A 17,143-nucleotide genomic window follows, 5' to 3' on the forward strand; every position below is an offset into this window, starting at 1 on the left:
ACCCCGACCAGACAAATAAGGACATAAAGTTACGTCCAGGAACGTTCTTGAAATGGAATTTGGCAAATGACAGCTCCGACCTTTGATAACCGTGACGGTTATATCTGGTATAATGGTGAACTTAAACCATGGCGTGAAAGCACTTTGCATGTGCTGAGCCACGCTGTCCATTACGGGAGTGCGGTTTTTGAGGGCGAACGTTCCTATAACGGCAAGGTCTTCAAGCTGGCCGAGCATGGTGAACGCCTGATCAAGTCCGGCGAAATCCTGGACATGAAAATCCCCTATAGCGCCGCGGAACTCGATGACGCCGTCATCGAAACGCTGGCTGCGAACGACATTACCGATGGCTATATCCGCCGTATTGCCTGGCGCGGTAGCGAAATGATGGGCGTTTCGGCCCAGACCACGCGCATCAATGTCGCCATCGCCTGCTGGGAATGGCCAAGCTACTTCAAGCCGGAAGAACGCCTCAAAGGCATTCGCCTTGATCTGTCGAAATGGGCCCGCCCGGCACCGAACACCGCACCGACCAATGCCAAGGCGGCCGGTCTTTACATGATCTGCACCCTGTCCAAGCACGAGGCAGAGCGCAAAGGTTATGCCGATGCCCTGATGCTTGATTACCGTGGTCAGGTTGCCGAGGCGACCGGTGCCAACGTGTTCTTTATCAAGGATGGTCAGATCCATACGCCGAAGCCTGATTGCTTCCTGGATGGGATTACACGCCGCACTGTCATTGGCCTTGCCAAGGCGCGCGGCTATGAGGTGATTGAACGCGCGATCATGCCTGAGGAAATGGAAGGCTTTGAAGAATGCTTCCTGACTGGCACTGCGGCCGAGGTCACGCCAGTCGCGGAAATCGGGCAATATACCTTCACCCCGGGTCAGGTCTGCAAGACCATGATGGAAGACTATATGGCGCTGGTGCGCGGTGAAAATACGGCTGTTGCCGCTGAATGATTTTTTTGAATAATCAGGTCGATTATTCACATTTTTTGAAAAACACCCCGGATGTTTCACACCGGGGTGTTTTTTATTGAATTTTGTCGCATGACAAAATTTTACCCGGCAAAGGATGTAATCGGGTGTGCGCGTCCTCACATTGTGGCAATCACCACCAAAACATCGTGACCGGACCACCGCATGAGCCCCCAGACTGGTGCCAACAGGCCAGCAGACAGAACCAGAACCGGCATTCTCGTTGCCCTGATTGCAATGCTTTGCTCATTCGCCGATTTTGGCAGCATCAGCGCAAACGCCACAGAAACCATCGACATCCGCTTTCCGGTGCGCGAAAGCGAGTTTGATACGGTTTTTTCCTGCCAGAATGACAGCAATCCGGACTGCCGATCCTGCCTTGCCAATCGCCCCGACAGTGCGTCGCTGGTGATGTATTCCATCTTGCAGGAAGCTCTGAATGCCGGGGGGCTTGCCGCCCGGGTGCAGGTCGTGCCATCGCCCAATTCCGAACGCAGCCGCAAGATGGTCAGCGAAGGCTTTGCCGATATCAAATCGGACTGGGATTTTAATATCGATGCGGATCCTGAAGTCTTGAAATCACTGCCCATCCTGCGCCGAGGCGAGGTGGAGAAAGGCATTTACGTCAGTCAGGACACCTTCGCACTTAGCAGTGATACGCCGGTTTCCGATGTGCATCACATGAGTGCGGTGTCCATTCGCACCTGGCGACTGGATTGGGAAGTGCTTGAAAGTCTGGCCCCTGCAAGCCTGACCAGTGCCGCCACCAAGCAGCAGATCTATGCGCTAATCAATGCCGGTCGGGCCGACTTTACCTTGCTGGAATTTTCCAGCGGACCCGGCATGGTGCGCAGCAGTGACGGGATACGGTTATACCCGATGCCCGGCGTCAAGGTGGTCCTGCCCGCCAGCCAGCATTTCATGATTTCGCGTCATCTGCCGGATGCGGAAAAGATTGTTGCGGCGCTCAATACCGGGATCGATGCCCTGCACGCCAACGGGTTCATTCATCAGTGCCTGACAAATAGCGGCATCATCAATGAACAGGTCCGCGACTGGCGCATCCTGAACCCGACGGAAGACCAGCTCGCGCACCATAAAACCGTCCCGTCAAACTAAGCGCCCCCCCCACCCGGCAGCAAACACGCCGTATTTCTTTAAAGTATGAGGATTACAAGTCGCCTGTTTTTCAGACGGATACGCGGGATTGCCACCCTTTGCCCCGCCGCCAGACAGACCACTGACAAGGCAGAATATAAATCCTCATACAATTAAAAAAGCGCGTCAGAGGAAATTCGGTGTTTCACAGCACTTTTGCGCCCGTGCCACAAAATGATCACATTGAAATCCGGAACGAAAAAACATCGCAGCCGTTGGTAAGGTGTAATGCCCGACACCAATGAAAGGAGCGACATTATGCCTGCGATTGATACCGCAAAGATTTTGATTCTTGCCACCGATGGCTATGAACGGTCTGAACTGCGTGTTCCGCTTGAAAAATTGTCAAACCACGGGGCCGACGTCAAAATCGCATCGCCCAAATCTGATCCGATCAAAAGCTGGGATAAAAGCGATTGGGGCGACACGATCGATGTCGATGTCGAAGTCAAAGATGTCGATATCAAAGACTATGACGCGCTGGTCATCCCCGGCGGGCAGATCAACCCGGACCTGCTGCGCAATGACGAGGCGTCAGTCAGTCTGGTGCGCGAGTTTGTCGCATCGGGCAAACCGGTCGCGGCCATTTGCCATGGCCCGTGGCTTCTGATCGAGGCCGGCGCACTGCGTGATCGTCACGCAACGTCATTTGCATCGATCAAGACCGATATGCTCAATGCCGGTGCGCTGTGGCGCGACGAGGCTGTGGTCTGCGAAGACGGCATTGTGACGTCGCGTTCACCGCAGGACCTTGATGCCTTTGTCAGCAAAATCGTCGAGGAAGTCAGCGAAGGCACGCATCACCAGCGTGCGGCATAAGACCGACCAGGATGGTCTAAACACCCTCAAAGCAACGGACGGATGGCACAGGCCATCCGTCCGTTTTGTGTTTGTGTCTTACCGTACCAATCTGGCGTCGCTATTCAGCATGCCGTGGTGCGGTGATCGACGGCCCCGGATGAACATCGGGAAGTTCGGTTTCGTCGACATAGGCATTGGGCAGGTTGTGTTCCGCCTCGTGCTCGGTCTCGTACCATTGCTTGTAGCGATAGAGCACAAGGGAATCGCGCCCAAGGCCACGCAGCAAGCCATACATCATCACCAGGATCACGGCCGCAAACGGGAAGCCCGCCACAACGGCCGCGGCTTGCAAGGCCGATAGCCCGCCTGCGATCAGAAGAACCGCGGCAATCACACCTTCGGTCGTGGCCCAGAACAGGCGCTGAATACGGGGCGGATCGGCATCGCCACCGGCGGTCAGCATGTCGATGACAAACGACCCACTGTCAGACGAGGTCACAAACCAGATGACGATCATGACGATGACAACGGTGGTGACAAATTTGGTCAGCGGCATGAATTCAAGCAGCTTGAAGATCGCACTGCCGTAGCTGGCCTTGGTGGCCTCGATCAAGCCGGGATTGCCGATCATTTCCATATGGATCGCAGCCCCGCCAAAGGCGGTAAACCAGAAGAACAGGATAACGACCGGAATGAACAGCACGCCAAGGGTGAATTCACGCACCGTACGGCCGCGCGAAATGCGGGCAATAAAGATGCCGACAAACGGCGACCACGACACCCACCAGGCCCAATAGAAGATCGTCCAGCCGGCCTGCCAGTTGCTGTCGGTGTAGGCTTCGCTCCAGAAGCTGATGACAACCAGATTGCTGATATAGTTGCCGACGTTTTCAACAAAGCTGTCGAGGACGAAAAGCGTCGGGCCGAAGATCAGAACAAAACCGAGCAACACAAAGCTGAGCTGAATGTTGAGGTTACTGATGCGTTTGATGCCGCCATCAAGCCCGACCATAACCGAGATGGTGGCAAACATGGTGATGATGGCAATCAGAATGATCTGAACCGGCATCGTATCGGGAATACCAAACAGCGAATTCAAACCGGAACTGATTTGCATCACGCCAAGACCAAGGGTGGTGACAATACCAAACATGGTGCCGAACACAGCCAGAATATCGACGACATGCCCCCAGGTGCCATAGATCCGTTCACCAATGATCGGATAAAGGGCGGAGCGGATCGAAAGCGGCAGGCCCTTGCGGTAATGGAAGTAGGCCAGTGACAGGCCGACGATGCAATAAAGCGCCCAGCCATGGATGCCCCAATGCAGGAACGAAATCGTCATTGCCTGTTCGGCGGCCTCAATGGTTTCGGGTTCGGCCATGGGCGGCGCGAAATAGTGATAAAGCGGTTCGGCGACACCCCAATAGAGCAACCCGATGCCGATACCGGCACTAAACAGCATTGCCGTCCACGAAAACAGACCATATTCGGGCTTGTCGGTCTGACGTCCCAGACGCACACGGCCATAGGGACCGATGGCAAGATAAAGACTGACCACCACGGCCAGATTGGCAACGATGATCAGGAACCAGCCAAAATAGTTTGCAATGGCGGCCTGTGCGGCGGTGAAAAGCGCGCCTGCGGTTTCCGTAAACACCGCCCCGAATATGATGAACCCGACGATCAGGATTGCCGAGACGGAAAAGACCGGCTTGCTGACCCGCGGGAAGGGCCCGAGTGGCCCCACCTTCATTTTGTCGTCCATGATTACCTCACTGTTTCGGGTACCCAACTTTTCGTTGTTTATGCCCCCCGATCAGCGCCGGGGGTCTCCCGGACGACAAACTGATCAAATATGCTGTCCGTACCCGAGCCGGACAGCAAGGCGGCTTTGATTAGGCACTTCTGGTCTTCCTTTCTTCAGCTCTTGCTAAACAAGAGTTGAGGCAGCGCCGGCCCGCCGTCCCACATGGCTGGCCGACGCTGCTTCTTACTCCCCTCGCGGGAAGCGCTGTTTGTCTTCGAGTTCGTTCAGGTCCATGTGATTGCGCATATAGCGTTCGGATGCCTTTTGCAGCGGCTGGTAATCCCACGGGAAGTAGGAGCCGTTGCGCAGCGCCTCGTAAACGATCCAGCGACGTGCCTGACTTTCGCGGACCGCAGAATCAAATGCCTCCAGATTCCAGCGCGCGGCACGCTGGGCACGAAACGCTTCAAGCTGGTCGGCGCACGCCGGATCGGTTGCAAGGTTGGTGAGTTCCTTGGGATCGGCTTCAAGGTCAAACAGCTGTTCGGGATCGAGCGTGCAATAGGTGTATTTCCATTTGCCTTCGCGGATGCAGACCAGCGGGGCATAGGACCCTTCGGCGGCATATTCCATCAGGACAGGCTCGGTGCGTGCCTTGCCAGCCAGCAGGCCACACAGCGACATGCCATCGGTCCAAGGGGCTACTTCATCCATCGAAATGCCGGCAAGATCGGCCACGGTCGGGGTGACATCAAGGCTTGAAACCGGATCGGTATAAAGGCCCGGTGTGATGTTTGGCCCGGCCATCATCAGCGGCACACGGGCCGAGCCTTCAAAGAAGCTCATTTTGAACCACAGGCCGCGTTCGCCCAGCATATCGCCATGGTCAGAGACAAAGATGATGATGGTGTTATCGAGCTGGCGGGTGGTTTCAAGCACCTCCATGATCTGCCCCACCTTGTCATCGATATAGGAGATGTTGGCGAAATAGGCCTGACGGGACCGTCTGACATCTTCCTTTTTGATGTCAAAGGCGGTGTAGTCACTGGCCTTCATCAGACGCTGGGAATGCGGGTCCTGATCATCGAAATCAAACGGTGCGACTTCGGGTTCAAGTTCCGGGCAATCTTCATACAGATCCCAGAATTTCTTGCGCGCGACATAGGGGTCATGCGGATGAGTGAAGCTGACCGTCAGGCACCACGGGCGTTCATCATGACCGCGCGACAGGTCATAAATCTTGTGCGTCGCGTTATAGGCGACCTCGTCATCATATTCCATCTGGTTGGAAATCTCGGCCACACCGGCACCGGTGACGGAGCCGAGGTTATGATACCACCAGTCAATCCGTTCACCCGGTTTACGATAATCCGGTGTCCAGCCGAAATCGGCCGGGTAGATATCGGTAGTCAGGCGTTCTTCAAAACCATGCAACTGATCGGGGCCAACGAAATGCATCTTGCCCGACAGGCAGGTGTAATATCCTGCGCGGCGCAAGTGATGGGCATAGGTCGGAATGTCTGATGAAAACTCAGCCGCATTGTCATAGACCCGGGTACGATTGGGCAATTGACCGGCCATAAAGGATGCACGTCCCGGCGCGCAAAGCGGGGAGCCTGTATAGCAATTGCGGAAACGCGCCGAGCGCTCCGCAAGCTTGCGCAAATGCGGCGTATGAAGGAAATCCGCAGGACCATCAGGGAACAGGGTCCCGTTGAGCTGGTCGGCCATCAGGATCAGGATATTCGGGGACGTCATTTATTATGCACTCCTTCACAGGGTGCAATCCGCCGATCACCGAGATGGCAGCATTGACGACAAAAGCACCCCTGGGTCGTTTGGTGCGAGACAAAGCAAGCGCAAAACTCCTGCCCCTTTTCGGGTGTCTTTTATCGGGTCTTGTCGTTAATCCGCTTGACCTTGATCGCGTGACCGACATTAAATCCATAAATCAACATTCAAAGAAACCCGGTGTTTTTTAATCACTTCCATAAAGAATTTTTATAATGCAAAGACCCCTCGACATTGGCTGGCTGAGAATTTTTGAAGCGGTCGGGCGGCTTGGCAGCCTGACACGGGCCGCCAATGAGCTGGGCTTGAGCCAGCCTGCGGTGACCTATCAGATCAAGCGGGTCGAGGATCAGTTGGGTGTGTCGCTGCTGCACCGGTCGCAAGGCGGCAGCCGATTGACCGATGCGGGCGAAATCCTGTTTGAGGCGGTAAAAACCAGTGTCGAGAACATCGACAAGGCTGCGCGCGACACCCGGCGCACCACGCAGGATCACGCGGTGCGGATCTTTACCGATTTCGGTTTTGCCGCCTTCTGGCTGATGCCACGCGTGACCGATTTCCGCCGTCTGCATCCGGAGGCCGAAGTCCATATCATCGCATCCCAGGGCCTTGATGATGCGATGGCGCGCGAAACCGATGCCGCCATGCTGTTCGGGGCGGCGGACGACTTCCCTGATACGGCACAGCTTCTGATCCCGGAAAGGGTGGTGCCGGTTTGCACACCGGGCTTTCTTGAACGCTACGGTCCGTTTGACGATCCGGCCAAGTTTGCCCGTGCCCCGCTTTTGCATCTGGAAGTCGCTGGCAAGTCACGTTGGCTGACATGGGAAAGCTGGCTTGCCGATCACGGGATTACCCGCAAACCGGCCCAGGGCGATCTTGGCCTGAACACCTATGGCTTTGTCATTCAGGCAGCCCTTGCCGAACAGGGGGTGGCACTTGGCTGGCGCGGATTGGTGGATCATCACCTTGAACAGGGCAGCCTTGTTGCGGTTGGTCGCGAAGTGGCGCGCGCCGATCGCGGATATTGGGTGGTGCCGGGTGCATCTGTCAGCAATACCACCACCACGCTGCTTGATTGGCTGATCAACGAGACCTGATTGCCGCCAAGCACCTCAATTGTTTTTCTGTATCGCAGGCGGTCCGTCCCCTAGAGTAATGTTTCGCGCACACCACTTTCGACAGGGGATTTTTCATGTCTGAGCATGGCTATAACAGCGGGCGGTTGAACCTGCCCTTTGTGGGGATTTCGACCTTTTCCAAAAGCCCCTATGTCGAGAACTGGGATGCGATTGATGCCGATGTTGCCATCCTTGGCGCGCCGTTTGATTTCGGCACCCAGTGGCGGTCCGGTGCGCGGTTTGGGCCGCGTGGCATTCGAGAGGCATCGACACTTTTCGCCTTTGGCCATGCCGGGGCCTATGACCATGAAGATGACGTGACCTATCTTGAAGGGGTCCGGATGGTCGATATTGGCGATGCCGATATCATTCACACCGACACGATCAACAGCCACGCCAATATCGAGTTCGGCGTGCGCAAGATTTTGGCCGCCGGTGCCCTGCCCGTGGTTCTGGGCGGTGATCATTCGATCAATATTCCCTGCATCAATGCCTTTTCCGATCAGGAACCGGTGCATGTGGTGCAGTTTGACGCCCATCTGGATTTCGTTGATGAACGCCACGGGGTGCGCAATGGCCATGGCAACCCGATGCGCAGGGCCATTGAAAAGCCGTGGGTCACGGGCATGACCCAACTTGGCATTCGCAATGTGTCCTCCACCGCCAAGGAAGGCTATGACTATGCCCGCGCGCGAGGGTCCGACATCCTGTCCGTGCGCCAAGTTCGCAAGCTTGGTGTCGAGGGTGTTCTGGAACGCATTCCGGCCGGGAAGCGATATTACCTGACCATTGATATTGACGGGTTTGATCCGTCGATTGCGCCGGGTACGGGCACGCCAAGCCACGGCGGGTTCCTGTATTATGACGTGCTGGAAATCATCGCAGGCCTTGCCGAGCGCGGCGATATCGTTGGCATTGATCTGGTCGAAGTTGCGCCGGATTACGATCACACCGGGACAACCGCCATTCTGGCCGCACAGATTTTGCTTAATACCATCGGGCGGATTTTTGCTGCGCGGAAGTAGTGGTTAGCCCGAAGAGCCTTACACCGTCATCCCCGCGAAAGCGGGGATGACGGTGTAAGGCGTTACGGCCAGTTGGCTTCGGGCGGGAGCGACATCAGGATGGCTTCGGTGTTGCCGCCGGTCATCAGGCCAAAGCGCGTGCCACGGTCATGGAGCAGGTTGAACTCGACATAACGGCCGCGCTTGATCAGCTGGGCGCGGCGTTCGTCATCGGTCCAGGATTGGTTGTAGTGGCGTTTGACCAGTTCCGGATAGATATCGCGAAACGCCCGCCCGACATCCTGGGTGAAGGCGAAATCGGCGTCCCAGTCGGCATCGAGATAATCATAGAAAATCCCGCCAACCCCGCGCGGTTCGTTACGGTGGGGCAGCCAGAAATATTCATCGCACCATTTTTTGAAGCGGTCGTAATAGTCATCGCCATGGGCATCGCATGCAGATTTAAGCGCACCATGGAAATCGGCGGTGTCTTTTTCCTGCGGGAAGACCGGGGTCAGATCGGCACCACCGCCAAACCATGCCTTGGTGGTGACGATGTGGCGCGTGTTCATGTGCACGGCCGGCACATGAGGCGAGCATGGGTGGGCGACCAGTGAAATGCCCGCGGCCCAGAAGTTGGGGTTTTCATCGGCACCCGGGATTTCCTTGCGGAATTTTTCGGAAAATTCGCCATGCACGACCGAGATATTGACCCCGACCTTTTCAAATACCCGGCCCTTCATGACCGACATCTCGCCGCCACCTTCGTTTTCGCCGCGCTCCCAAGTGGTGCGTTCAAAACGCCCCGGGGCACGGTCGGAAAGCGGTCCTTGGTAGCTGTCCTCAAGCGCCTCGTAACTGGCGCAAATGTCATCACGCAATTGGCGGAACCAGTCCCGGGCGATCTGTTTGCGTTTGGCAATCACGGCATCGCCGACCTTATGGTCGGTGCTCGTCTTCATTGCCTGTTTTGCAGCAATTTTTGCGTCCGTCATTGCGTTACTCACTTGGTTCATTCACTCGGTTGGCTTGCAGGAAAGCCATCGGTCTGTCGGAGCGCTTCGCCCAATGTCATTGCGGTTGCCATGGCGACATTCAGCGAGCGCATTTGCGGCTTCATGGGAATGACGACGCGGGCATCGACATAGTCATGGACGCTGTCAGGTACCCCTTTGCTTTCGGAACCCAGCATCAGGATATCATCGGCGCGAAATTCAAAATCGCAATAGGGTTCGGCCCCCTTGGTCGTCAGCAACACCAGACGCCCGGGTACCGTTCCGTCCTGGCGGGCCTCGACAAAGGCGCGCCAGTCGGCATGGCGTATATAATCGGCCTTTTCGAGATAATCCATCCCGGCGCGCTTAAGCGCACCGGACGTCAGCAGAAAGCCGCACGGTTCGATGATATCGACGGGCAGGCCAAAACAGGCCGCCATGCGCAGAATGGTGCCGGTGTTTTGCGGGATGTCGGGTTCGAATAAACAAATTCTCATGGCTTCTTTTAGAATCGTTGGTGAACAAATGTCGAATCAGTTCATCAGCGACATATAATTACCCGTTAACGCCGCTATTAGACTTTTTTGGAATATGAAGAACTAAAGCCACAAGTCCCTGGCGCACAAAGGGCGGGATACCCGCAATTACGCTATGTTTTACCGAATTGTGCAGCGCAAAACCCAATGATCTTGTTGAATGCAAACAATTTGCAACTCCAAGTTCTCCTTAACAAACCGAATTTTTGTTAGTATACGGACCGTCAAACAGGCCTAAGGGCTTTGAGCGGCAAGATTGTTTGATTTTCATCAATGGAATGTAAACATGAATGCCCTAAGTCTTGGTTTGGCATTCCGCATGCCTGTTTTGGGGGCAGAAAGAGGGATTAATTATGTCGCAAACGGTGCATTCCTCCGGCGAACACCAGCCGGACGAGAACCGCAGGGATTTCCTGACCTTGGCGACCACAGCAGTTGGCGCCGTTGGCGTTGGTTGCGCGTTGTTGCCGTTCGTGGACAGCATGAACCCGTCCAAGGACGTTCTCGCACTTGCCTCGGTTGAGGTTAATCTGGCCAACATCCCGGTTGGTCAGGCAATTAAGGTCATGTGGCGAGGCAAACCTGTCTTCATCCGCCATCGTACCGAACGCGAAATCAATGAGGCCGAAGACGTCGCATTGAACGAACTCGTCGATCCGCAGACCGACGATGCGCGTGTCGAAAAGAAAGAGTGGCTGGTCGTCGTCGGCGTCTGCACCCATCTGGGCTGCATTCCGATGGGCACTGCCACAGGCGAAACCCGTGGTGATTATGATGGCTGGTACTGCCCATGCCATGGCTCGCACTATGATACGTCGGGCCGTATCCGCCGCGGCCCCGCGCCGTTGAACCTTGTCGTTCCGGAATATGAATTCCTGACCGACACGTCGGTCAGGATCGGGTAAGGAGCAGGTTTATGAGCGCACCTCAGTGGAACAACAAAGTGGTCAAGTGGGTTGACGACCGTCTTCCGGTCATCTCCATGTTGCACCACTCTGCATACGAATATCCGACCCCGAAAAACCTGTCCTATATGTGGAACTTCGGTTCCCTGGCCGGTTTTGTTCTGGTGACGATGATCCTCACCGGTATTTTCCTGGTGATGAACTACACCCCCCATACCGATATGGCCTTTGAGTCGGTCGAGCGCATCATGCGTGATGTGAACTATGGCTGGCTGATCCGCTATATCCATATGAACGGCGCATCGATGTTCTTCATCGTTGTGTTCATTCACATTTTCCGTGGCCTGTATTACGGGTCATACAAAGCACCCCGCGAGATGCTGTGGTGGATCGGTATCCTGATCCTGCTTGCGATGATGGCAACCGCGTTCATGGGCTATGTCCTGCCGTGGGGCCAGATGTCCTTCTGGGGTGCAACGGTTATTACCAACCTGTTCTCTGCCTTCCCGATCATCGGTGATCCGCTGGTGACCTGGCTTTGGGGTGGTTTCTCGGTTGATAACCCGACGCTGAACCGGTTCTTCTCGCTGCACTATCTGATGCCGTTCGTCATTCTGGGCCTTGTTGTCCTGCATGTCTGGGCACTGCATACCGTGCGCTCGAACAACCCGACCGGTGTTGAGATCAAGACCCCGGCGGATGCCATTCCGTTCCATCCGTACTACACGATCAAGGATCTGTACGGCATGGGCGTGTTCCTGATCTTCTTCTCGGTGTTTGTGTTCTTTGCACCTGACTTCCTGGGCCACCCGGATAACTACATCCCGGCGAACCCACTGGTCACACCGCCGCACATCGTGCCGGAATGGTACTTCCTGCCATTCTATGCGATCCTGCGTTCGATCGACTTCACCATCTTTGGCATCCCGGCAAAACTGCTTGGCGTGCTGGCGATGTTTGCCTCGATCGTGATCCTGTTCGTTATTCCGTGGCTTGATACCTCCAAGGTGCGCAGCTCGAAATTCCGTCCGGTTTACAAATGGTTCTTCTGGCTGTTTGTGATCGATACCTTCATCCTCGGCTATTGCGGGGCGAAGGCACCGGATGACTACTTCCTGGGTATTCCGGGTCTGAAAGTCATCGTGATGGGTCAGCTTTCGACGCTGTATTACTTCGCACACTTCCTTGTGGTCATGCCGTTGGTTGGAAAAATGGAACGAACCAAGCCGCTTCCTGCAAGCATCAGCGAATCTGTTTTGAAGGAGGGTGCAAATGCGTAAGTTCGCACTGACCGCAATTGCTGCCGCCTTCGCGGTAACCGCATTCACTGGTGGTGCAGCCAAGGCTGCCGGCGATCAGCCGGTGCCCGAGGCACAGGATTGGAGCTGGCAGGGTCTGTTTGGCACTTATGACCGTGCCCAGCTGCAGCGTGGCTTCCAGGTCTACAAGAACATCTGTGCCGGTTGTCACAGCCTGCGCTTCATTGCCTTCCGTAACCTTGAAGGCATTGGGTTCAACGAAGACCAGATCAAGGCGATTGCCGCCGAGTATGACATCGAAGACGGTCCGAATGACGATGGTGACATGTTCACCCGTCCGGGCGTTGGTTCGGATTACTTCCCGTCTCCGTTCCCGAACGAAAAGGCGGCGGCCGCATCAAACAGCGGCGCCATTCCGCCGGATCTTTCGCTGATGACCAAAGCCCGTGTGGGTGGCCCGGACTATGTGTTCGGCCTTCTGACCGGCTATGAGGAAGAAGCACCAGAGGGCTTCGACCTTGCAGACGGAAAGTATTACAACCACTACTTCCCGGGTCATCAGATCTCCATGGCACCGCCGCTTTATGATGAAGCGGTCGAGTACACGGATGGCACCCCGATGACCCTGGAACAGCATGCACGCGACATTTCTGCGTTCCTCAACTGGACGGCACAGCCGGAACTTGAGGCTCGCAAGGCGCTTGGCATGAAAGTGATCCTGTTCCTGCTGGTTCTGACGGCAATGCTGTATGCGGTCAAACGCAAGATCTGGCGCGACGTCGAACACTAAGACGTCCTGATCTGCCCGATATTGAAACAGGCCACCGACATTCGGTGGCCTGTTTTTTTTGTACGCCGGTCAGACGCTACGCAGGATATGGCGGGCGATATCAATAAGAGAAATAGGACACAACCAGCCGGTCGATCTCGCCGCTTGCAAGCATGTCACTGAGCACGCGATCAAGAGCACCGGCGAACTGGTCGCGATAGGGCCATTTGCCTTCCGGGTCCGGGCCATAGGCAACATAGCCAAATTCGTGCCCGATGATCGCGGCCTCGTCAAACAGGCGGGCGACTGCCTTGTCGACGGCCAGTTCGCGCATCCCGGCCAGAATGGCCATGCGTTCATTGACGTAACAATCAACACGACCAGCCATCAGGAAACGCAGGTTGCTTGCGGTGGTGTTGGCTTCTTCAAGGGTAATCTCGCCCGCCTCGACCATGTCAAAAAATTCCGGCCCGGCCAGACGATATCCGGCGTTGTTGGCAAAGCGCGCCCCTTTGAAATCATTCGGGAAGCGCTTCAGATCGTTGCTTTGCGCGTAATCCTTGCTGCAGATTGCCACGACGGTTTCGCGCAGGATCGGGATGGAATAGCGTTCGATCCAGTCGCGATCCCCGCGCGCGTAAGGCGGAAAGAACCCCATGATCTTGCCGTCCTTGAGCAGCTCCATCCCGCGGCGAAACGGCACATTGACAATATCAAGCTGATAGCCCGGCAGGCGATCAAATGCTTCCTGCAAGATGCGGACATAAATGCCTTCGGGCGTGACCCCATCGAGAAACGCATAGGGTGCGTTGCTGTCTTCGGCATAAAGCGTGATGGTGCGGGGCATGTTGCTGTCTTGCACCGGCTCGGCCACGGCGTGCAATGGCAGAAACAGCGCACCGCCAAACAGCGCGCGTCCGGTAAACCTGACTGTGTTTCGCAAAACAGATTTCAATGACATGACGTTATTATGCAGACAATCATGGCGTGCCTGTCAATTATCATCATGTAACAAAACCTGCCGTGATTTTGCGGACTTACTGGTCTGATGCCGAAGCCTGTGCTGGTTTGTCTTCGTCCGACGGGCTGTTTTGACACTCATCCGTCTGGTCGTGCGACACACGGTGCTGTTGATTGCCATCGGCCGGGCGCAGTGGCGGCACCGTCACCGGGATATGCACCAGACGGCGTTTGCGCTGTGGCGTGCCGGAGCTGGCGTAAAGCTGTTTACCGGCTTCGACAATCGAGACACCGGCAAAGGCCTTGAACAGGCGCGATCCGATATTTTCAAACACCTGCGACCAGCGCAGCAAAAGGCGCATGTTGGTCGGTGGCATGAAAAGCGCGCGACTGTGCTGGATCGGCAGGAACATGTTTTCACGCAGCAGGTTTTGCAGCTGTGACACGCTATGGGGATGGCCATAGCCAAACGGCGTTTTTTCCGACCATGACCAGAGCGAGCTTCGGTTGGGTGTTACCACAACAATCCGGCCATTAGGCGTCAGCACCCGCCAGCATTCGCGCATCAGGCGACGCATCGAGTCCGTATGTTCGACCAGATGCACGACCAAAATGCGATCCACCGAACTGTCAGGCAGCGGCAACATGGTTTCTTCGGTCAGTGCCACACGGTTGTCTTCACCCGCAGGCCAATGAACGCAGCCCTGCTGGGCGGGCATGAAGGCCATGACACGCTCCGCCTCGCCAATGAAGGGGCGCAGATAGGGTGTGGCATAGCCAAAGCCAAGGACCCGCATGCCGCGGACATCCGACCACATGACGCGCAAACGCCTGCGGATCAGACGCCGGGCGGCCTGCCCGATACTGCTGGCATAAAAACGGTGAAGATCAACGACATCCTGACGCATGCGATCAGCCTATCATTCCCGGTCCGGCACGGGAATGTTTTTGCGTGATTGTTTCAAGACAGTGGTTGCTGCTAGTCTTGGTTCAAATCGGAATTCATAGTTTTGAGGTACGCCATGGCTGCGGGCGAAGTGATCGTTATTCCCTGTCTTTCAGACAATTACACCTATCTTGTGCGCTGCCACCGCAGCGAAGTCACCGCCATTATCGATCCGGGCGAAGCGGCCCCTGTGATTGCCGCCCTTGAAGAGCGTGACTGGAACCTTGATCTGGTGATCAACACCCATCACCATCATGACCATATCGGCGGCAATGCCGAATTGATCGAGAAATACGGTGCGAAATTGCTGGGCCCGACGGCCGAAACCGCGCGCATCCCCAACATGGATGAAACCTGTGCCGAGGGCGATCAGGTCCTGATCGGGGATCTGGAAGGACGGGTATTTGATGTGCCGGGCCACACCAGCGGGCATATCGCGTTTTATTTCCCGGCCATCACCGCGCTGTTTTCAGGCGACAGCCTGTTTGCGCTCGGCTGCGGGCGTTTGTTTGAGGGTACACCCGAACAGATGTGGCATTCCTTGCAGAAGTTTCGCAATCTTCCGCCCAGCACGCAGGTCTATTGCGGCCATGAATATACCCAGGCCAACGCGAAATTCGCCAAAACGATCGAGCCCGACAACGCCATCCTGATCGCACGGTGCCAGGATATTGACGGGCTTCGCGCACGCAACCTTCCGACCATTCCATCGCGTCTGGATGTGGAGCTTGCGACCAATCCGTTCCTGCGCGCCGATGAGCCCTCGGTCGCCGCGGCCATGGGCATGAGCGGCGAAAGCCCGGTTGCGATCTTTACCGAGATTCGCAAACGCAAAGACAATTTCTAAGCTGATGTTGGTTCAGGCCATCTGTTTGAACAAAACGTTCTGATCCAAAAGATAGCGCGAGAACAAGGGCAGACTTGCCGCACCGATGGCGCGTGCGGCACTGCCCACCCGCCCTTGTTCGATGCGGGGGCGTTCGATGCCTTGCAGATCGAGCTCGGAAATTGCGGCACGGGTTGCGGCAACCACCCGTTCGCAGACATCGGCCGGGAAGCCGCCATCAACAATGACCGCTTCGAAATCGATCACCGAGCAGACCGAGGTGATGGCAATCGCCAGACTGCGTGCGGTGTGTTCGATCCAGATATCAAGCGTCTTGCCCAGGCCATGCCAGTAATCGGGATCGCGCCAAAGCATCGCCGGATCACCGCCTTCGCGGGTCAGCATCTGTTCAAGCACAAAGATCGAGGCCTGATCGATCAACTGGCTGGGATGGCCGCTGCGTGAGGAGACCGGCATGGAGCCAAAGGCGCCAGCATTGCCCGTCCGCCCGGCATAAAGCGCCTGATTAAGCACAACCCCGCCGCCAATAAACGACCCGATAAAGAAATAGGCAAAATCGGAATAGTTCGGGCCAAGGCCAAAGACCAGCTCCGCCCCGCAGGCGGCAGTCGCGTCATTTTGCTGAAAGACCGGGAACGGCACGATGGCGGCGATGGCATCGACCAGATCGACCTCGCGCCAGGCATTCATGTCTTCGACCGGTGCGCCGACTTCATCGACCCAGTTCCAAAGTTCAAACGGGGCCGCGATTCCGACCCCGGCAATGCGGTCAATCTGGTTGCGATCAAGACCGGTCAGGATGTCATCGACAGCACCACACACGAACCGGCGAATGCCATCGGGGGTGGGATATTTATACGCTTCGCGTTTGGTTGCCCGCACCGATCCAACAAAATCCATCAGGATCAATTCCGTGCTGCGCCGCCCGATCTTGAGCCCGAAGGAATAAACCCCGTCCGGGTTAAGCGCCATCGGCACCTTTGGCTTGCCAACATTGCCGCGCACCGGTGTGCCGCGCATCAAAAGCCCATCCTTTTCAAGGGCGCGCATGATGACGGAAACGGTTTGGGCCGACAGCCCGGAAAGCCTTGCAATTTCGGCCTTTGAAAGACCGGCGTTACGGCGCACGAGCGACAAAACAAGTCGTTCGTTATAAGCGCGCACACGCAACTGGTTTGCGCCGCCGCCCGGATGCAAGGGACGCGCGTTGCGATCATCCGCCCCGATATTGTCCGGGTTCGCAGAGATGCTGTCAGTCATTGGTTCCTCCCACTCGGGGTCCTTAATGCCCGATTAGGGATCATGGTGACAGGAATAATT

16 protein-coding genes are annotated in these 17,143 nt (G+C 56.2%); 9 read left to right on the plus strand and 7 right to left on the minus strand.

Going from position 1 to position 17,143, the window contains the following annotated elements:
* Window positions 1-66 precede the first annotated feature (66 nt).
* The 3 genes from TH4_RS01980 to TH4_RS01990 all read left to right on the plus strand — a co-directional run bounded on the left by TH4_RS01980 (window position 67) and on the right by TH4_RS01990 (window position 2,958).
* A complete protein-coding gene (locus tag TH4_RS01980; RefSeq protein WP_008889455.1) occupies window positions 67-963 on the plus strand; it encodes a branched-chain amino acid aminotransferase in 897 nt (298 codons plus the stop codon).
* Window positions 964-1,146: 183 nt separating this feature from the next.
* Window positions 1,147-2,100 carry a hypothetical protein gene (locus TH4_RS01985; protein ID WP_157097688.1) on the plus strand — a complete coding sequence of 318 codons (954 nt, stop codon included), beginning with the start codon at window positions 1,147-1,149 and terminating at the stop codon, window positions 2,098-2,100.
* Between the two features lie 297 nt (window positions 2,101-2,397).
* The gene (locus tag TH4_RS01990; protein ID WP_064780002.1) at window positions 2,398-2,958 is read left to right on the plus strand and encodes a DJ-1/PfpI/YhbO family deglycase/protease; all 561 of its coding nucleotides are present in this window, start codon (window positions 2,398-2,400) and stop codon (window positions 2,956-2,958) included.
* A gap of 100 nt (window positions 2,959-3,058) precedes the next feature.
* Here TH4_RS01990 and TH4_RS01995 read toward each other — a convergent pair whose 3' ends face one another.
* Together TH4_RS01995 and betC are read right to left on the minus strand one after the other, a co-directional pair.
* Window positions 3,059-4,708 (minus strand): BCCT family transporter, encoded by a 1,650-nt coding sequence (locus tag TH4_RS01995; RefSeq protein ID WP_064779711.1) that lies wholly within the window; start codon window positions 4,706-4,708, stop codon window positions 3,059-3,061.
* Window positions 4,709-4,933: 225 nt separating this feature from the next.
* Window positions 4,934-6,448, minus strand: a complete 1,515-nt coding sequence (betC, locus tag TH4_RS02000) for a choline-sulfatase (RefSeq protein WP_064779712.1) — start codon at window positions 6,446-6,448, stop codon at window positions 4,934-4,936.
* Window positions 6,449-6,696: 248 nt separating this feature from the next.
* On the opposite strand from betC, the gene TH4_RS02010 reads away from it, so the two are divergent.
* Both TH4_RS02010 and speB read left to right on the plus strand, forming a co-directional pair.
* The gene (locus tag TH4_RS02010; RefSeq protein WP_083996941.1) at window positions 6,697-7,581 is read left to right on the plus strand and encodes a choline sulfate utilization transcriptional regulator; all 885 of its coding nucleotides are present in this window, start codon (window positions 6,697-6,699) and stop codon (window positions 7,579-7,581) included.
* 95 nt (window positions 7,582-7,676) lie between these two features.
* A complete protein-coding gene (gene speB / locus TH4_RS02015; protein WP_064779715.1) occupies window positions 7,677-8,627 on the plus strand; it encodes an agmatinase in 951 nt (316 codons plus the stop codon).
* Window positions 8,628-8,689: 62 nt separating this feature from the next.
* On the opposite strand, the gene hemF is transcribed toward speB, so the two are convergent.
* Together hemF and TH4_RS02025 are read right to left on the minus strand one after the other, a co-directional pair.
* Window positions 8,690-9,568, minus strand: a complete 879-nt coding sequence (gene hemF, locus TH4_RS02020; RefSeq protein WP_064780003.1) for an oxygen-dependent coproporphyrinogen oxidase — start codon at window positions 9,566-9,568, stop codon at window positions 8,690-8,692.
* Window positions 9,569-9,618: 50 nt separating this feature from the next.
* Complete coding sequence (locus TH4_RS02025) at window positions 9,619-10,098, minus strand: tRNA (cytidine(34)-2'-O)-methyltransferase (RefSeq protein ID WP_064779716.1); 480 nt, start codon at window positions 10,096-10,098, stop codon at window positions 9,619-9,621.
* A 392-nt stretch (window positions 10,099-10,490) separates the two neighbouring features.
* Between TH4_RS02025 and petA the strand changes: the two genes are divergently transcribed.
* From petA to TH4_RS02040, 3 genes are read left to right on the plus strand one after another with little or no spacing between them, the layout of a single operon-like run.
* Window positions 10,491-11,042, plus strand: a complete 552-nt coding sequence (petA, locus tag TH4_RS02030; RefSeq protein WP_008889443.1) for a ubiquinol-cytochrome c reductase iron-sulfur subunit — start codon at window positions 10,491-10,493, stop codon at window positions 11,040-11,042.
* Window positions 11,043-11,053: 11 nt separating this feature from the next.
* Complete coding sequence (locus TH4_RS02035) at window positions 11,054-12,322, plus strand: cytochrome b (protein ID WP_063088700.1); 1,269 nt, start codon at window positions 11,054-11,056, stop codon at window positions 12,320-12,322.
* A complete protein-coding gene (locus TH4_RS02040) occupies window positions 12,315-13,091 on the plus strand; it encodes a cytochrome c1 (protein WP_064779717.1) in 777 nt (258 codons plus the stop codon). Before TH4_RS02035 ends, TH4_RS02040 begins: the two co-directional genes overlap by 8 nt.
* A gap of 100 nt (window positions 13,092-13,191) precedes the next feature.
* Here the strand turns inward: TH4_RS02040 and TH4_RS02045 are convergent, their stop codons facing one another.
* Together TH4_RS02045 and TH4_RS02050 are read right to left on the minus strand one after the other, a co-directional pair.
* Window positions 13,192-14,031, minus strand: a complete 840-nt coding sequence (locus TH4_RS02045) for a substrate-binding periplasmic protein (RefSeq protein WP_064779718.1) — start codon at window positions 14,029-14,031, stop codon at window positions 13,192-13,194.
* A gap of 76 nt (window positions 14,032-14,107) precedes the next feature.
* A complete protein-coding gene (locus TH4_RS02050) occupies window positions 14,108-14,938 on the minus strand; it encodes a methyltransferase domain-containing protein (protein WP_064779719.1) in 831 nt (276 codons plus the stop codon).
* Window positions 14,939-15,052: 114 nt separating this feature from the next.
* Between TH4_RS02050 and gloB the strand changes: the two genes are divergently transcribed.
* Window positions 15,053-15,823 carry a hydroxyacylglutathione hydrolase gene (gloB, locus tag TH4_RS02055; RefSeq protein ID WP_064779720.1) on the plus strand — a complete coding sequence of 257 codons (771 nt, stop codon included), beginning with the start codon at window positions 15,053-15,055 and terminating at the stop codon, window positions 15,821-15,823.
* A gap of 12 nt (window positions 15,824-15,835) precedes the next feature.
* Here gloB and TH4_RS02060 read toward each other — a convergent pair whose 3' ends face one another.
* Window positions 15,836-17,083, minus strand: a complete 1,248-nt coding sequence (locus TH4_RS02060; protein ID WP_157097689.1) for an ROK family transcriptional regulator — start codon at window positions 17,081-17,083, stop codon at window positions 15,836-15,838.
* Between the last annotated feature and the right edge of the window lie 60 nt (window positions 17,084-17,143).

It is taken from the genome of Thalassospira tepidiphila MCCC 1A03514 (assembly GCF_001662875.1).
GTDB lineage: Bacteria > Pseudomonadota > Alphaproteobacteria > Rhodospirillales > Thalassospiraceae > Thalassospira > Thalassospira tepidiphila.